This is a genomic window from Legionella parisiensis (assembly GCF_001467945.1).
In the GTDB taxonomy this organism is placed as follows: domain Bacteria; phylum Pseudomonadota; class Gammaproteobacteria; order Legionellales; family Legionellaceae; genus Legionella; species Legionella parisiensis.
Genome location: NZ_LNYQ01000002.1, coordinates 112,312 through 128,452, shown reverse-complemented (window position 1 = coordinate 128,452; position 16,141 = coordinate 112,312). Strand labels below are relative to the sequence as shown.

The following is a 16,141-nucleotide window of genomic DNA, read 5'->3' as shown; positions in this document are numbered from 1 at the left end:
GATCCCCAATCCTATGGTATTCTTAATATTAAGAATTATTTATTAATGATAACATCTGGTATGGTTTGAGTTAATTTTTATGGATAAAGAATGATCAATATAAAATATGGATTTGGAAAAGAAGTATTGTATTCATTTGATGATGCAATTAAAAAAGTTACTGAAGAACTGCAAAAAGAGGGATTTGGAGTTCTTACAAATATAGATGTGTCAGCAACTTTGAAAAAAAAATTAAATAAAGATATGCCTCCCTATCAAATTCTTGGTGCATGCAATCCGCAATTTGCCCATCATGCTTTAGAAAAGGAGCCATCTATAGGTTTGCTTCTACCATGTAATGTGGTTGTACGCCAGGATGATATAGGCAAAGTGCATATTGAATTTATGGATCCAAAATCAGTATTAGAATTGGTCGGCAATCCTGAGATCAATCTGGTCGCTGGAGAAGTAAGACAAAAACTGGAGAGAGTATTAAGCGCATTGTAATGCGCTCATCTACAGTTAAGATTTTAACATGCGAAGACCACTTGCAATAACAATAAGCTCACTTATTTCATGGGCTAAAACTGCTATTGGCAACGTAAAATAGCCAGTTACCGCCCCGACAATAAGAGAGCTAATAACAATTATAGATAGTCCTAAATTTTGTAAAATTATATTCCAGGTTCGATGACTAAACTCGATGAGATAAGGTAATTTTAATAAATTATCACCCATTAATGCTACATCCGCAGTTTCTAATGCAACATCGGTTCCAGCGGCGCCCATTGCAACTCCTACATGTGCTGCTGCAAGTGCTGGAGCATCATTTACTCCATCGCCAACCATCATTACCTTACCGTAACGTCTTTCCAGTTCCTCAATTTTTCGTGTCTTATCTTCTGGTGATAAATCAGAGAATACTTCATCTACACCTGCTTGAACTCCAATTGACGCGGCAGTTATCGAGTTATCTCCAGTGAGCATAACAACACGCTCAATACCCATCAATTTTAGGGACGATACCATCTGCCTTGCTGTAGATCTTAGAGGATCAGTAATTGCAATTAAACCGAGAATTTCCTTATCTGTTCCTACTAATACGACAGTCTTTCCAACGGTCTGTAATTTATTTATTTCTTGAATTACAGTTTCTACCAATAGACCCATATCAATAAATAATTTTGGATTGCCAATATAAAATTGTTCTCCATTTATAAAACCCTGAACCCCTGAACCAGTCAATGACTTAAAATGTTCAACAGGTTTATATGCAACACTTTCTGCCTTTGCTTGTTGTAAAATGGCATGTGCCAGTGGATGCTGGGAACGCGATTCAAGGGTGGCAGCTACATTTAATATTTGGTTCTGAGTATAATTATTTAACGAAATGATATCGGTGACCTTGGGTTGTCCTTGTGTTAAGGTTCCTGTTTTATCAAGCGCAATAACCTTTATTTGAACCAATTTTTCTAAATATATCCCACCCTTAAGTAATATTCCGTTTCGACTGGCTGTACCAAGAGCAGCTACAAGGGTAATTGGGATAGAAATTACTAAAGCACATGGTGCAGCTGCAACAATAAACACCGTTGCACGTAGCACCCATTCTTGCCAATGCAGCCCAAATAGAGGAGGTAGGGTAGCTATTAGTACCCCTGCTAAAAGAACGAATGGACTGTAGAGATTGCCAAAACGCTCTATAAATCGTTGACTGCGACCTTTTTTATCCTGTGCTTTTTCAACAAGAAAAATAATACGAGATAACGTGTTCTCAGCAAATTTTTTGGTAGCGCGAATAGTAAGAGTCCCCTCGCCGTTAATAGTTGCAGAAAATACTTTATTTCCCACAAATTTCTCAACAGGAATTGATTCACCCGTGATAGGCGCTTGGTTTACACTAGAATGTCCAGATATGACCTCTCCATCTGTAGCGATGCTTTCACCAGGACGAACAATAAACTCATCTCCAATTTGAATGTCTTCTAAAGGTATTAGGAACTCGCTATTATTACGTCGGACTAATGCGGATTTTGGGGCAAGTTCCATCAATACTCTGATAGCATGTCGCGCCCTTTCACCAGCATAACCCTCTGCTGCTTCAGAAATAGAATATAAAAAAACCAGTGTTGCCGATTCTGCCCATTGTCCCATCACACCAGCAACAATAGCAGCGGTAGACATCAAAAACTCAATACCGATTTCATGTTCTTTGAAAAATTCTTCTATAGCTTCCCGTGCGAAATAATATCCACCAATTAACACCGCGCCTATGTAAAACCCGTTAGCAATTATCCTTGGTAGTGTCAAATATGAGCCTACAAAACCAATAGTTAATAATATACCGGCTATTGCTGCCGTAATGACTTTAGGATTATGCCACAGTTTGGGCATTGGTTCTTTGTGAGAAGGACAAGTGGAGCAGCCCATTTATTTATACCCCTTATTCATAGTTTTCTTCAGAGCCGTAATGTTAAAGCGTCATTGTTACCTAAAAATAAAGGTTTTTAAAGAATTCATCATAGATATTGAATAAAACAATAAAACTATTTGTTCTATTATAGGTAATTTGAAAACTTAATTACTAATGATGAAAAAAATTGGTTATCTATCTGTATTCAATGAAAATACTTGAACAACTTCACAGTTTACAATCCTATAAAATGAAACATACCGAATTATAGATATTAAAAGACCAATATAGTCCTTAAGTCGGTTGGCTGTTCCATTGCTCCCCAAACCCGTTGTGCCACAATCCACTTCAATATCGATGGGAATTTTCTTTTTAGATACCCCAAGCCCTGATTTGGCCAATTGAATGGCTTTGTTCATTTTGTCAATCAATGATGCTTCATAAGAAGTTTTGTACTCACTAAGCGTATCAGGAAAAGGAGGGCAGGTAATTAAAATATGAAGCTGTGCCTCGTTTTTAGAAGCTAATTTTAACGCCAGCTGTAAGGCTTCTGTTTCGTTCTTAATTCCATGGCTAACGAATAAAATGTTATGAAATCGGTGCATTACTTATTCCTCCTTGAAAGGGCTGGAGCAATGTTTCAAAATCGTATTTGAACCGCAATTGCTCCTTGCTTTTTACATGTATTGGCCGCCATTGACATCCAGATTAGCTCCAGTGATAAAACTCGATGCAGGGGATGCCAAAAAAGCAACGGCCTCTGCAACATCTTGCGGAAGTCCCAAGCGCCCTACCGGTATGACTGAAATTATAGTATTTAAAACGTCTTCTCGCATTTTGCGAATCATGGGCGTTTCAATATAGCCTGGCGAAATAGTATTCACCGTAATGCCTTTGCTGGCTACTTCAAGCGCCAGGCTTTTGGTAAAGCCAAACAATGCGGCCTTGGTTGCTGCGTAATTGCATTGCCCAAACTGACCCTTACGTCCATTAATTGAGGAAATAGAGATAATACGTCCATACCCTTTCTCAAGCATGGCAGGTAGTGTATTTCGCGTCATGTTAAATACACTGGTGAGGTTCGCATTCACTACACTTTTCCATTGCTCTGGCGACATCTTTTTTAAACTGGAATCCTGAGTCACACCTGCATTGTTAACCAATACGTCAATACGACCGTAGCGTTCCATAACCAGTGATACCAGCTGTTCACAATCATTAAACCGCGCAATATCCGCATACAGTATATCAATTTCAAATCCTGCTTGTTGTTGCTCTTTTTGCCATTGAATTGCTTCTTCATGATTGCCGTTTTTGAAGTAGCAGGCAATCACAGAATAGTCTGTTGCTAATCGTTGACAAATAGCGCTACCAATACCTCCTGTACCACCAGTAACAATTGCTATCTTTTTCTCCATGATTATTCTCCTTAATTAAATTGGTTTGTCCCTATAGAAAAATACTTTGTTATCGTTTGATTGAGGCCATTTTTAACATTAAAAATCCAGTGAGTCCTGATATAAACGAACCAAGCACTACGCCCATTTTAACCATGGGCATTAAGCTTGAATCATTGTTTTGGTAAGCCAAAGAACCAATAAACAAACTCATGGTAAAGCCAACGCCGCAAATAAGTGCAATGCCATAAACTTGAGCAAGATTCACCTTATCTGTCTTAAGAAGTTTTTTGAACTTAACAAAATAGCCCAAAGATAAGAAAATACCCAATTGTTTTCCAAGAAACAATCCTAGCCCAACGCCTAAAACCACTGGGTGGGTAAATATTGAGAAATCAAGCCCTATAAAAGTGATCCCTGCATTAGCAAAGGCAAACAAGGGAAGAATGAAAAAGACAACCCAATGATGCAAACCGTCTTCTAGGCGCGTCAGCATCGATTCCTTGCCTACATCAGGGATGGTCATGGCAATCACAATCCCGGCAAGGGTTGCATGAACGCCAGATTTTAATACGGCGATCCACAGAGCTACCCCAAAAAGCATGAATACTGAAATGCGGCGACATTTAAAATAATTTAAGCCAATCAAAATCAGGGTAAACAATAATGCCAGTGAAAAAGAAAAAAGCGATAACTTTGCAGTATAAAACAGCGCAATAATAACAATGGCTGCCATATCATCAAAAATGGCGATGGCAGTGAGTAAAATTTTGAGTGAAAAAGGTACACGTGAGCCTAAAAGAGAGACGATTCCTAGAGTAAATGCAATATCGGTAGCGGTAGGGATTGCCCATCCTTTTAGATAGACTGGATTATGAGCATTAAAGAAAGCAAAGATTAAAGCGGGAAAGAGCAAGCCACTTAATGCCGTAAGGGCTGGAGCCAGTAGATTGGTTTTATTACTCAAAATTCCCCGATTGATTTCCCGTTTAATTTCAAGGCCAATCAATAAGAAATATACAGCCATTAATCCATCATTGATCCATAGAATTAGCGGTTTTTTTATGGAAAGATTCCCAACAGAAACACTGCCATTAATATGCAAAAAATGCTCATAACCAATACGATAAGGGGAATTGGCAACGATTATCGCAAGCACTGCAGCAATAAATAATAGGATACCACCAAGAGTTTCCAGGTTATAAAAGGAATCCGATTTATTCATCAATTGATTGTATAAGTGACTAAAAACCAAGTGTACTTGGTGTTGTCGTTCGATACAATTCTGCAGAACATTTTCTTTAATCAGGATTCTGGTGATGCATGGTCATTCATATCCTCCGGAATTTTCATGATTTTTTATAAATAGAGTTCTGTGTTTTTCATAGCAACCAATCGATTGCCTCCTGTCCAAATAAAAAAATTTTATATTGGTGTTGCGTATTTATTTGTCAATGCTATGCTCATAAGGTAAATCATACGATTTACGTTTTTTGATGGGCAACAACACCGTGAGTGAACATAAAATATTGGGTCAATATGGGAATTGAATCAGTTAAAATGTTTAACCAATTGGCTGAAGATTATGATGGTTGGTTTGATAGTCATCCAGGTGTTTTTCAATCGGAACTTGAAGCCTTAAAGAAAGTCACCCCTCAATCAGGAGAAGGACTTGAGGTGGGCGTTGGTTCTGGACGATTTGCTGCCGCATTGGGTATAAAAACAGGCATCGATCCTTCTGTTCAATTAAGTCATTTCGCTAAATTAAGAGGTATTGATGTATTCGAAGGGGTTGCTGAATCATTGCCTTTCCAGGAACAGCAATTTGATTTTGTCTTATTCAATACGGCGTTATGTTATGTTGACTTGCCGTTAGTAGCACTTCTCGAAGCAAAACGAGTCTTAAAACCTAATGGGAAGATTATCATAGGCATGATTGATAAACATTCGATGCTTGGACAGCAGTACGAAGCCACAAAACAAGACAACCCATTTTCTCAATATGCTCACTTTTATTCAGTATCCGAGATTCTTGAATTGCTTCATGAAATTCATTTTACAGAAGAGGCAATTAATCAAACACTATTTGCTCCTATTGATACCATCATAACAGCAGAAGAGAGCAAACCAGGTTATGGAGAAGGCGGGTTCATTGCACTATCCGCCGGCATGTCTCCCTTTTCTTATTGAAGGTTTATTAGCAAGTCTTGCATCGACCAATCAGCAGATTGAGCGTGAAGACCCACTAAAAAAGTATTGAATCGCTTTGTAAAGACGCTACGCGGCTTGTTTTTCTTGTATTATCGCAACATCCCCTTGGACACACTATACTTTTTAATAGGATTTGAACAAAGAACAGAGGACTAATGAATTATTCTTTTCGTTTTCTTGTTGCAGAAGCATCTTTTCCTGCTCGCATTATTATCCGAAATCAATTAATGCAGCTTGGACAACACGTGGATATCGTTCCCTCAATTGAAGACACTCTGATGCAAATTACATCTAAAAGCTATGATATGCTTTTAATTGATAGCTACTTGTACTATTCACAAGGTGACTATGATTGGACTGCATTGATAAAAAAACACCACCCATTTACTACAGCTCCAGTGATTGCACTAATCTGCGAACATCCACCGATAAAAAATGAAATGGGAAGCCCTCACTTGTGTAGTTTTAGAAAACCATTCAGTGAAGAAAAAGCGATAATAATTATCCATTATCTGGAAAGCACATTAAGCTAAATTGAAAACCCCAAAGATAAATTGATACATTAATGTCCCCACGGTATCCGATGGTCATTAAAGAAGCCCTGCATCTTGAAAATCCACGCGCAACCATGCCAAATGGAGTTGATTTAAGTGACCCGGAAGGAACTTTTAAACCTAACGCTCTCCATTAAGTAATTCAATAAAACCAGTGGATTACCTATTTCCAAACGCGCACCCGGTTTCGTCCTTCGGACTTAGCCAAATACAATGCCTTGTCTGCATGTTCAATAGACTCCTCTATCGGTTTATTAGGCTCAAGCAGCGCCAGACCAAAAGAGGCAGTTACTTGAATCAAGTGCTCCTTGCCATCATCGATGGTAATGGCCTCAAGCACTTTCCGAAGACGTTCACTCATTGCGAACCCCATATCCAAATCGGTAAATGGCAAACACAGTAAAAATTCTTCACCACCATAACGAAAAACTTTATCATAGGCCCTTAGATTCTCAATAAACAGACGAACAGCTGTTGCCAAAACACGATCTCCCATCTGATGGCCGTGCCGATCATTAATCTCTTTAAAGTAATCTAAATCCACCATAACCAAGCAACAACTTTGCCCTTGGCGCTTAATAATTTCTTGTTGCTCTCGCAAAGTCGACAGCATCGTCACGCGAGACAGTGCCCCAGTCAACGCATCTCGGCTGTGAATCAGATATTCCAACTCATTTTAAGAGCGGAGAGCTCAAGTCGCATCTGCTCCAAGGCATTGGCAAAATGATTGTAGTCAATAGGGGCTATCCCTTCTGGCATACTTGCCTTTTGTAATAACTGCGCGGTTAATTGATGCATGCGTTGGTGTGACACGCCTATATTAATGATTCCAGGATGTTCTTGAATTTCTTTTGGGATGCCACTGTAATACCATTGCCCAAATCGGCAACGCGTATGAGCGTCAGGCTGCAAATCGTTGTTATCTCCAGGCAGTCGGCAAATCAAGGTTCTAATCAATGAATTGTGCCATTGTTGATGATTATAAATTGCTTGCTCTAGTTGTGAAATAATTTGCTGCAGTTCGTTTTGAGTAACACTAGTAAATGCTGCCATGACCTATCCCTTGTTTCCTTGTCACTAATACTCAGGTGAAATAAGAGTATTTCACCCATCACAGCCCAACTCAATGGAAAGGCGTATAAAACTTAAAATTATTTCTTCCTGTGGATTTCACTTGATATAAAGCGGCATCCGCATGTTGAATCAACGTATCCAAATCAGAACCATCTTGAGGATAAAGGCTCACACCGATACTCAACGAAATCGAAATGGTCTGTTCTTTTATAAGAATAGGCTGTTGGATAGCATGAAACAAATGATTAATCACGGTATGTACCTCTTCCTCATGAACAATATCTGAAAGAATAATTAAGAATTCGTCCCCACCTTGTCGTCCCACAATATCTGAAGAGCGCACCGATGCTGTTAGACGTGATGCAACCTCTATTAATAACAAATCACCGGCATCATGGCCAAACGTACCGTTAATCTTCTTAAAGTAATCCAAGTCCATAAACAGCACGGCGATACTGCATTGATGGCGCTTTGCATACGCCATAAATAATAGAAACGATTGCTCCAATTGCTTGCGGTTTGCCAATCCTGTCAATGCATCATGGTAGGCCATCCTAACCAACTCATGTTCAGCCTTTTTTTGAGCATCAATATTTTGAATTTGAGCAATAAAATACAGCGGGGCACTATGTGCATCCCTAATTAACGAACCACTCAATAAAATCCAAACGATGGCGCCATTTTTACAAATATAACGTTTTTCCATTTGGTAGGAGCTTATTGTGCCGTTCAATAATTGGCGCACATAATTTAAATCGGTTTGCAAATCATCAGGATAGGTTATCCGCTGAAAATCGATTTGTAATAGTTCTTCTTCTGTGTAACCTGTTATTTGGCACAGCGATTTATTCACCTTAAGCCAGCGTCCTTCCAATGAAACTAAAGCCATACCGATGTCTGCATAATCAAAAGCCGCACGAAATCGTTTTTCGCTTTCTTCAAAAGTTTCATTAACCCGATGAAGCGCTCGTGTTCGCTCATGAACTTTTTTCTCTAGCTTAAGATTTAAAGACTCTAAATACTCGGTTTGCGGCCAAAGAGCGAAACAAAGATTGACATCAGCAACTATTTTGCATTAAAATTTGAAATAATATGAAAAACCGTAAAACGTAGGTTTATAACGCCATGAAAATTACATCTTAAGTACGCCCATCTAATAGGGCGAATAGAGGAAATCATTGTTGATTTTCTATTTTTTATTGTCCTAAAAGACATGCTTAAGAGTAAATCATGCACCATAAACCGATTCAATTTAAAGACCTAGGTCTTATCTATTCGCATAAAATCTGTTTTCAAAACTTCAGTGGTGAAATCCATTTTGGTGAGCGTATTGCACTGATTGGCAGAAATGGCTCGGGAAAATCTACCTTACTTAAAATGCTTGCTGGTTTTTGTTCAGCCTCTGCTGGCGAAATTCAAATGCCACAGGATGTTCGTTTTGGTTACTTACCCCAATTGATTGAAGAATGTCCTGATTTAAGTGGTGGTCAACGATTAAACCAGGCGTTAACCAAAATATTGTCTGAAGATCCGAATGTTTTGTTGTTAGATGAACCCACAAATCATCTGGACAGACGCAATCGTCGTTCTTTAATGCGGATGCTCGAGCATTATCCGGGGACGTTGGTCATTGCTTCTCATGATACGGAGCTCATCAATACCGTCGCAGATACTCTATGGCATATTGATTTGGGTAGGCTCACTCTATTTAGAGGGGCTTATTTTGAGTATCAGCAGATGCTTGAAAACAAGAAAGCATCGATTGAACAGGAATTATCACGGATTGCACGTGAGAAGAAAGAATCACATCTTGCTCTAATGAGAGAACAAGAACGTAATAAACGTTCTCGTGTTTCAGGTGAAAAAAAGATAGCCCAACGCAAATGGCCAACGATTCGGTCTCATACAAAGCTCGCCAATGCAATGACAACAGGAAATAAACGATTAAGTCAGATTAATCATAAAAAAGAACACTTGCTTGAAGAGCTTTCTTCTCTAAACCTTCCGCAAACGATTAAGCCCAAATTTAAATTAAACGGTCTTGACCACCATAAGCCCTTAATCAGGATTCAAGACACTTCTATTGCCTATGAATCAGGAGCTGTGATTCTGGAAGACATTCATTTTCACTTAAATGGCTGCGAACGAGTGGCATTGTATGGGGACAACGCATCAGGGAAGTCCACCTTTGCCAAAGCGATTTTGGAGGATAGTCACATTAAGAGAACAGGTGAGTGGACTCTTCCTCAGTACAATACAGTTGGGTATCTCGATCAGCATTATCAACATCTGGATTGTGACGAAACAGTTCTGGATTTGATGAAAAGTCAGATGCCCCATGCTTCTCATGCTGAACTTCGTGCCCATTTAAATGACTTTTTATTTCGCAAAAATGAAGAGGTAGAAATAAAGGTCAAAGATCTTTCTGGTGGTGAAAAGGCAAGGCTTTCTTTAGCCTTGATTGCTGCCAATCCGCCTAAACTACTTGTTTTAGATGAGGTAACCAACAATGTAGATCTGGAAACACGCGATCATATCATCGGAGTATTACGTGAATTTCCAGGTGCGATACTGGTTATTTCTCACGATCATGATTTTTTAGAATCCATTCACATTGAAACCAGGTATCACATTCATCAAGGGAAGATACATCATTTCAATGGGGAACAAGCAGAGGGTGTTCATCATGACTAGTCGTTTGCCTAACCACATAAGCTCTTTTATGTGGCATTTTTTAAAACCGTATCGTCGCATGGTTTTTTTATTTATCCTGCTTGCTTTAATGGCTGGATTTTGGGGACCGTTTAATAGTTTATTGATTAAGTCCTTCATTAATACCTTAGTGGCAAAGACAAATACAGACCTCTCCGCTTTGTATTGGATCGCTGGATTATTGGTATTGAACTTTATTATCTTTGACAATATCACCTGGCGAACAATCGGGTACTTGAACTATAAATACGAAGCGGTGATTAAAAACCAAATTATTAGCCAAATGTTTGAGTATGTGTTGGGAAGTAGTACGCAATTTTTTCAGGATAACCTATCAGGGCGAATTGCCACACAAATTACGACTCTTGCTGATAATCTTGAGATTATTTTGCATCGCGTATCTGTCGATTTTCTACGTGGTGCTTCATTGTTGCTGGTTTCCTTTATTACAGCCTATTTTGTTAATGTCCTGTTCTTTTATATTTTATTCTTATGGTTCATTGCCTTTGCCTCATTTAGTATTTGGATGTCGGCGCGATTGGTTCAGTTATCGGATGACCATGCAAATTCTGAATCGCAGCTTTCTGGGCAATTAGTAGATAGCCTGGCGAATCAATCCAATATTCGTATTTTTTCACGTAAAGGCTTTGAAGTAGAGCGTATGAATACTTTTTTTCGCTCGGTACAACGGGCTTTCCAAAGAAAAGAGCTGTTTATTGTTTTGTTATGCTGCGCCCAAGGTGGAATGATTGCGGTAATGATGGGTTTGGCATCGATTACCTTAATTCACTTGTATGGCAAGGGACTGGTGAGCATTGGTGATTTTGCTTTGATTCTTGGGCTTTCCATGGAATTGGGGCATATGATGTGGTACACCATGTACCAAGTGGACCAATTTAACCAAGCCTTAGGCAAGGCAAGACAAAGTTTAAATGCATTGGTCATCCCCCATGAGATACAGGATAAAAAAAATGCATCCCAATTAATTGTTACGCAAGGGCAAATTGAATTTTCAAAGGTAAAATTTCATTACCAAGGTGGTTACTCCTTGTTCCAGAATAAGTCGGTAACCATTGAAGCAGGTCAAAAAGTGGGGTTAGTGGGCTATTCAGGCAGCGGCAAGTCCACTTTTGTTAATTTGATTTTGCGACTTTATGAGGTAGTGGATGGACAAATTCTAATCGATGATCAAAACCTATCTGAAGTGACTCAAGAGAGTTTAAGACAAGCCATTGCTATGATTCCTCAAGACCCTACACTTTTTCATCGAAGCTTAATGGATAATATTCGTTATGGTAGGACAAAAGCCTCGGATGAGGAAGTCATTTTAGCCTCCAAGAAGGCTCATGCGCATGAGTTTATCAGTCTTTTGCCAGAAGGCTATGAGACATTGGTCGGTGAGCGTGGTGTGAAGCTTTCAGGCGGGCAACGCCAGCGTATTGCCATTGCTCGTGCGATTTTAAAAAATGCACCCATTTTAATGTTGGACGAAGCCACGTCCCAGCTGGACTCCATTACAGAATCCAACATTCAAGACAGTCTTTGGGAGTTGATGCAGGGAAAAACAACCCTGGTCGTTGCGCATCGCTTATCGACTCTGCTGCATATGGACCGAATTTTAGTATTTGATAAAGGCCATATTGTTGAAGATGGCACACATACTGAACTGTTGAATCTTGGTGGTTTGTATAAAACCCTGTGGGACGCGCAAGTAGGTGGATTCTTGCCTGATGAGCGAAAAGAAGAATCTGAAGAGTCAGTTAATAACGGGGTATTAGATGAGTAAATTACATACAGAATTTTCGGAAGTGAATCATTTGCTTAATGACTTACTGTCCGGCTTGCAATCAATTTTAAAGGAACATTTGCTGGGCGTTTACGTGTATGGTTCATTCGTCTGGGGTGATTTTGATGAAACAACCAGCGACATTGATGTTCTTGTGGCATTAAACCAAGAAATGACATCAGAAGAATTCGCGGCTTTAGATTATTTGCATACCAATCTGGTTCAGCATTTTCCAGATTGGTATGACCGAATTGAAGTAGCTTATGCATCGTATAGAATGTTACAACATTTTAAGACAGAGCAAGGTCAAATTGCTGTCATTAGCCCAGGAGAACCGTTTCACCTCAAACAGGCGGGAACTGACTGGCTTATTAATTATTATTTATTGCAAACAAATAGCCTCATTCTATATGGTCCATCAGCAAAGTCGATTGTTGCTCCTGTATCAAGCAGTGAGTTTATAGAGCATGTCAAAAAGCAGAGCATTGAATGGCAAGATTGGGTTATTCATACCAGAAATTCTTTAGGGTACCAATATTATGCTGTATTAACACTGTGCAGGGCTTTGTACGTGCTCCACCATCAGGAACAAGGCTCTAAGTTAAAAGCTGGAGTGTGGGCTAAAAATCAATTCCCAAAATGGCGAGCTTTAATTCAACGAGCATTAACTAAAGCGGAACTAGATCATGCAAGCGATATCTTGACCGAAGAAACCTATCAAGAAGTCACCGCATTTGTGGATGAAATGGTTCAGCATATTCAAGAGAGAGAATAGATGATGGAAGTCAACCAACAACAACGGCTTATCGAAGTAGTTTCTTATGATGCTAATTGGCCTATGCAATTTGAACAGGAAGCAGAGCGAATTAAAAAAGCATTAGGTAGTAATTGCATTGAAATTCATCATATCGGTTCCACTTCAGTACCTGGTTTGGCTGCAAAACCAATCATCGATATGATTCCAGTTGTTTTGGAACTAAGCAAAGTAGATAGTGCCAATGCTGCCATGAAAGCCCTGGGCTATGAAGCAAAAGGAGAATACGGAATTCCATTTCGCCGCTATTTTCAAAAGGGAGATAACCAAAGAACTCATCATGCTCATATTTTTGAGTTTGGAAACCCAGAAATCGAGCGCCATTTAAAATTTAGGGACTGGATGAGAGCAAATCCAGAAGATAGAGTAGCCTATGCTCGTTTAAAACAAGAGTTAGCACATCAACATCCCTATGACATTACTGCCTATTGCGTGGGTAAAGAGGATTTTATCGCAGCTATTGATAGAAAAGCAGGATTTAATGGATTAAGAGTGGTTAAGGCATTAACACCTCGTGAATGGGATAAAGTACGCCATTTTAGACAATTCTATTTTTTTGATAAGGCAGGGCTTTCTGATCCATATACTTGGACTTTTGAGCATGAAGCTCATGTTCATTTTGTTTTATCTCAAGGAAGCGACATCATTGGTTATGCCCATCTGCAATTATGGCCTCACAAAAGAGCAGCTTTGCGCATCATTGTGATTGATGAGGAAAAAAGAAACCACCAATATGGTGGCCAATTCTTGGCGTTATGTGAAAAGTGGCTAAAAACACAAGGCTATCAAAGCTTGCACGTGGAGTCTTCACCGGATGCGCTAAGATTTTATAGAAATAATGATTACATCGACATGCCATTTGATGATCCAGATGGCTATGAAGGTGATGCGAGAGATACTGCAGTAGGGAAAATACTATGATTCAAATCGAAAAAATAACGGGAGATTTAGCTCAATCCTTATGTCGAACCATTACAAAGGATTTGCCAGAATACTTTGGTTTGCCAGAAGCGAACGAGCACTACGCAATAGGTGTGACCACACGCACTAATTTTGCGGCAAAAGATGGGGATAATACGTTTGGCCTTGTTTCAATTGATTTTCCCTATCCTGATAATGCTAATATTTACTGGATGGCTGTAAAACGTGATTATCATCGTCAAGGTGTAGGAAAGCAATTAATCAAAACGGCTTGCCATTTTGCTGCAACACAAGGTGCTAAAACTATAACCGTTGAAACCCTAAGCCCCTCTGAATTGGAAGAGAATTACCTTAAAACCTACCGATTCTATCAGTCCGTTGGTTTTAACCCTCTTTTGGATTTAAAACCAGCAGGATATGAGTGGAATATGGTGTACATGATGAAACAGCTTGAAGCTTTAGCAGAAAACCAATCGTCAATTGCCATTAAGCCACTAGAATTATGCGATATCCCCGTTTTGGTCGATGCGTTTCAAAAAGCAAATTGGCAAAAACCTTACGTTTTGTTTGAAGGGTACTATCAAGAACAAGAACAGTCTGAGCGAGTCGTTTGGGTGGCCTATGTTCAAGACCAAATCGCGGGCTATGTTACTCTAAAATGGACCTCACACTATAAACCTTTTTCTCATAAAGGAATCCCAGAAATTATGGACTTAAATGTATTGCCTGCTTTCCGCAAGCGTGGAATAGGCAGTGCTTTGCTCACTATTGCTGAAGAAAATGCAGCCAGTCAGTGTGATGTTGTAGGAATTGGTGTTGGATTATATGGTGGTCCTGATGGCGGATATGGACAAGCTCAACGACTTTATGCTAACCGAGGTTATATTCCTGATGGTTTAGGGGTAACTTATCATTATAAACCAACCATTCCTGGGGAAACATATCCCTTGGATGATGATTTAATTTTGTGGTTTACCAAAAAAGTAACCAAACATTTGCATGTAGAAAGAGATACTGTAACTAAAAAAACAACTGATAGCTGCGATGTATATGTACCAAACACAAAATATAAATTGGAGTTCAATGCCAAAGATTCATTTAAAATTATCGATCAAAAGTTGTTTGAGTTTAATAAATTGTGTGTCTCTGCAACACAACAACCGGAATTAATTGATATAAACGTTACGATTAAAAACGGTGATGAGGTAATAGCGGGTATTTGTTCGGAGGTTTATACATGGAATATCCTGTACATCAGTGTCTTTTTTGTTGAGGAAAAATATCGGAACCAAGGTTTGGGTACCCTTTTACTCAATAAAGTTGAGGAGAAAGCAAAAGAATTAGGAGTCAGTTTAATTCACCTCGATACCTTTGATTTTCAAGCAAAAGATTTTTATCTCAAACATGGTTATGAAGAGTTTGGGGTTCTGGATGACTGTCCAAAAGGTCATCAGCGTTATTATATGAAGAAGGTGCTATGAGTTTTATTAAAAAAGGAATATACCGTCATTATAAAGGCAATCTGTATGAAGTGATTGATATTGCCAGGCATTCGGAAAGCTTAGAAGATATGGTGGTTTACAGAGCGCTTTACGGCGATTTTGAACTATGGGTTCGACCTCTCAAAATGTTCCTTGAAAACATTGAGATAAATGGTGAGCTCCAAAAAAGATTTGAATTACATGAATAAATTAGAACAAGCAAATCGTTTTATCTTTACTGGCACCCCAGGCAGTGGAAAAACTTCTGTTATTTTGGCATTGAAAAGATTAGGGTATGTAGTGATTCCTGAGTCTGCAACAGATGTCATTGCAGAGGAACAGGCAAAGGGAATTATGCGTCCATGGGAAGAGACTGATTTTGTAGATAAGATTGTTTTAACACAAAAATTAAGGCAATTGAATGCTCAAGGTGCGTTGCAATTTTATGACCGATCGCCATTTTGTGCTTATGCATTGGGGCGTTATTCCGCTCATTGGCATAAAAATGATTTTACACCCTCACCTATCTTATTAGCTGAAGTTGACCACTGCCTAAAAGCTAGTATTTATCAACGCAAAGTATTCTTTTTTGAGAACTTGGGGTTTATTGAACCAACTTCAGCTCGCAAAATCAGTTATGAAGACGCCCTTATTTTTGAGCAAATTCACATAGATGTATATAAAGAGTTTGGTTTTGAAATCATGCTCATGCCTAAAAAAACGATTACAGAGCGCTGTGAATTTGTTCTTGAAACGTTAGGCATAAAAAAATAAATATCAATTTTATGAAAAAACCGCT

At 39.0% G+C, this 16,141-nt stretch carries 18 protein-coding genes; 11 read left to right on the top strand and 7 right to left on the bottom strand.

Going from position 1 to position 16,141, the window contains the following annotated elements; all coding sequences use genetic code 11:
* Positions 1-90 precede the first annotated feature (90 nt).
* Positions 91-486 (top strand): DUF302 domain-containing protein, encoded by a 396-nt coding sequence (locus Lpar_RS00750; RefSeq protein WP_012187539.1) that lies wholly within the window; start codon positions 91-93, stop codon positions 484-486.
* 15 nt (positions 487-501) lie between these two features.
* On the opposite strand, the gene Lpar_RS00745 is transcribed toward Lpar_RS00750, so the two are convergent.
* From Lpar_RS00745 to nhaA, 4 genes are all read right to left on the bottom strand, one after another.
* Positions 502-2,409 (bottom strand): heavy metal translocating P-type ATPase, encoded by a 1,908-nt coding sequence (locus Lpar_RS00745; RefSeq protein WP_012187540.1) that lies wholly within the window; start codon positions 2,407-2,409, stop codon positions 502-504.
* 174 nt (positions 2,410-2,583) lie between these two features.
* The gene (locus tag Lpar_RS00740; RefSeq protein WP_014845095.1) at positions 2,584-2,997 is read right to left on the bottom strand and encodes a hypothetical protein; all 414 of its coding nucleotides are present in this window, start codon (positions 2,995-2,997) and stop codon (positions 2,584-2,586) included.
* Between the two features lie 72 nt (positions 2,998-3,069).
* The gene (phbB, locus tag Lpar_RS00735; protein WP_014845094.1) at positions 3,070-3,810 is read right to left on the bottom strand and encodes an acetoacetyl-CoA reductase; all 741 of its coding nucleotides are present in this window, start codon (positions 3,808-3,810) and stop codon (positions 3,070-3,072) included.
* Between the two features lie 49 nt (positions 3,811-3,859).
* Positions 3,860-5,014, bottom strand: coding sequence for a Na+/H+ antiporter NhaA (nhaA, locus tag Lpar_RS00730; RefSeq protein ID WP_014845093.1), 1,155 nt, complete (start codon positions 5,012-5,014; stop codon positions 3,860-3,862).
* A gap of 314 nt (positions 5,015-5,328) precedes the next feature.
* Here nhaA and Lpar_RS00725 point away from each other — a divergent pair, with 314 nt between their 5' ends.
* From Lpar_RS00725 to Lpar_RS19515, 3 genes are all read left to right on the top strand, one after another.
* Entirely contained in the window at positions 5,329-5,979 is a 651-nt protein-coding gene (locus Lpar_RS00725; RefSeq protein WP_014845092.1) for a class I SAM-dependent methyltransferase, read from the top strand.
* Between the two features lie 176 nt (positions 5,980-6,155).
* Complete coding sequence (locus Lpar_RS00720; protein ID WP_014845091.1) at positions 6,156-6,533, top strand: response regulator; 378 nt, start codon at positions 6,156-6,158, stop codon at positions 6,531-6,533.
* A 32-nt stretch (positions 6,534-6,565) separates the two neighbouring features.
* Complete coding sequence (locus Lpar_RS19515; RefSeq protein WP_019350452.1) at positions 6,566-6,691, top strand: hypothetical protein; 126 nt, start codon at positions 6,566-6,568, stop codon at positions 6,689-6,691.
* Positions 6,692-6,717: 26 nt separating this feature from the next.
* Here the strand turns inward: Lpar_RS19515 and Lpar_RS00715 are convergent, their stop codons facing one another.
* The 3 genes from Lpar_RS00715 to Lpar_RS00705 all read right to left on the bottom strand — a co-directional run bounded on the left by Lpar_RS00715 (position 6,718) and on the right by Lpar_RS00705 (position 8,517).
* Complete coding sequence (locus Lpar_RS00715) at positions 6,718-7,194, bottom strand: GGDEF domain-containing protein (protein WP_129556956.1); 477 nt, start codon at positions 7,192-7,194, stop codon at positions 6,718-6,720.
* A 17-nt stretch (positions 7,195-7,211) separates the two neighbouring features.
* Positions 7,212-7,607: a CZB domain-containing protein gene (locus tag Lpar_RS00710; RefSeq protein ID WP_014845089.1), complete on the bottom strand. Its 396-nt coding sequence runs from the start codon at positions 7,605-7,607 to the stop codon at positions 7,212-7,214.
* Positions 7,608-7,677: 70 nt separating this feature from the next.
* Positions 7,678-8,517: a GGDEF domain-containing protein gene (locus Lpar_RS00705; RefSeq protein WP_014845088.1), complete on the bottom strand. Its 840-nt coding sequence runs from the start codon at positions 8,515-8,517 to the stop codon at positions 7,678-7,680.
* A gap of 341 nt (positions 8,518-8,858) precedes the next feature.
* On the opposite strand from Lpar_RS00705, the gene Lpar_RS00700 reads away from it, so the two are divergent.
* The 7 genes from Lpar_RS00700 to Lpar_RS00670 are packed head-to-tail and all read left to right on the top strand — an operon-like array spanning position 8,859 to position 16,116.
* Positions 8,859-10,322: an ABC-F family ATP-binding cassette domain-containing protein gene (locus Lpar_RS00700; protein ID WP_014845087.1), complete on the top strand. Its 1,464-nt coding sequence runs from the start codon at positions 8,859-8,861 to the stop codon at positions 10,320-10,322.
* Positions 10,315-12,126, top strand: coding sequence for an ABC transporter ATP-binding protein (locus Lpar_RS00695; protein ID WP_014845086.1), 1,812 nt, complete (start codon positions 10,315-10,317; stop codon positions 12,124-12,126). Before Lpar_RS00700 ends, Lpar_RS00695 begins: the two co-directional genes overlap by 8 nt.
* Positions 12,119-12,901 (top strand): nucleotidyltransferase domain-containing protein, encoded by a 783-nt coding sequence (locus Lpar_RS00690; protein WP_014845085.1) that lies wholly within the window; start codon positions 12,119-12,121, stop codon positions 12,899-12,901. The genes Lpar_RS00695 and Lpar_RS00690 overlap by 8 nt, the downstream gene beginning before the upstream one ends.
* 3 nt (positions 12,902-12,904) lie before the next feature.
* Positions 12,905-13,861 carry a bifunctional GrpB family protein/GNAT family N-acetyltransferase gene (locus Lpar_RS00685; protein ID WP_029489092.1) on the top strand — a complete coding sequence of 319 codons (957 nt, stop codon included), beginning with the start codon at positions 12,905-12,907 and terminating at the stop codon, positions 13,859-13,861.
* The gene (locus Lpar_RS00680) at positions 13,858-15,342 is read left to right on the top strand and encodes a GNAT family N-acetyltransferase (RefSeq protein ID WP_014845083.1); all 1,485 of its coding nucleotides are present in this window, start codon (positions 13,858-13,860) and stop codon (positions 15,340-15,342) included. Before Lpar_RS00685 ends, Lpar_RS00680 begins: the two co-directional genes overlap by 4 nt.
* Positions 15,339-15,551 carry a DUF1653 domain-containing protein gene (locus tag Lpar_RS00675; protein ID WP_014845082.1) on the top strand — a complete coding sequence of 71 codons (213 nt, stop codon included), beginning with the start codon at positions 15,339-15,341 and terminating at the stop codon, positions 15,549-15,551. Before Lpar_RS00680 ends, Lpar_RS00675 begins: the two co-directional genes overlap by 4 nt.
* On the top strand, positions 15,544-16,116 hold the full coding sequence (locus Lpar_RS00670) for an AAA family ATPase (protein ID WP_014845081.1): 573 nt from the start codon (positions 15,544-15,546) through the stop codon (positions 16,114-16,116). Before Lpar_RS00675 ends, Lpar_RS00670 begins: the two co-directional genes overlap by 8 nt.
* Positions 16,117-16,141 lie beyond the last annotated feature (25 nt).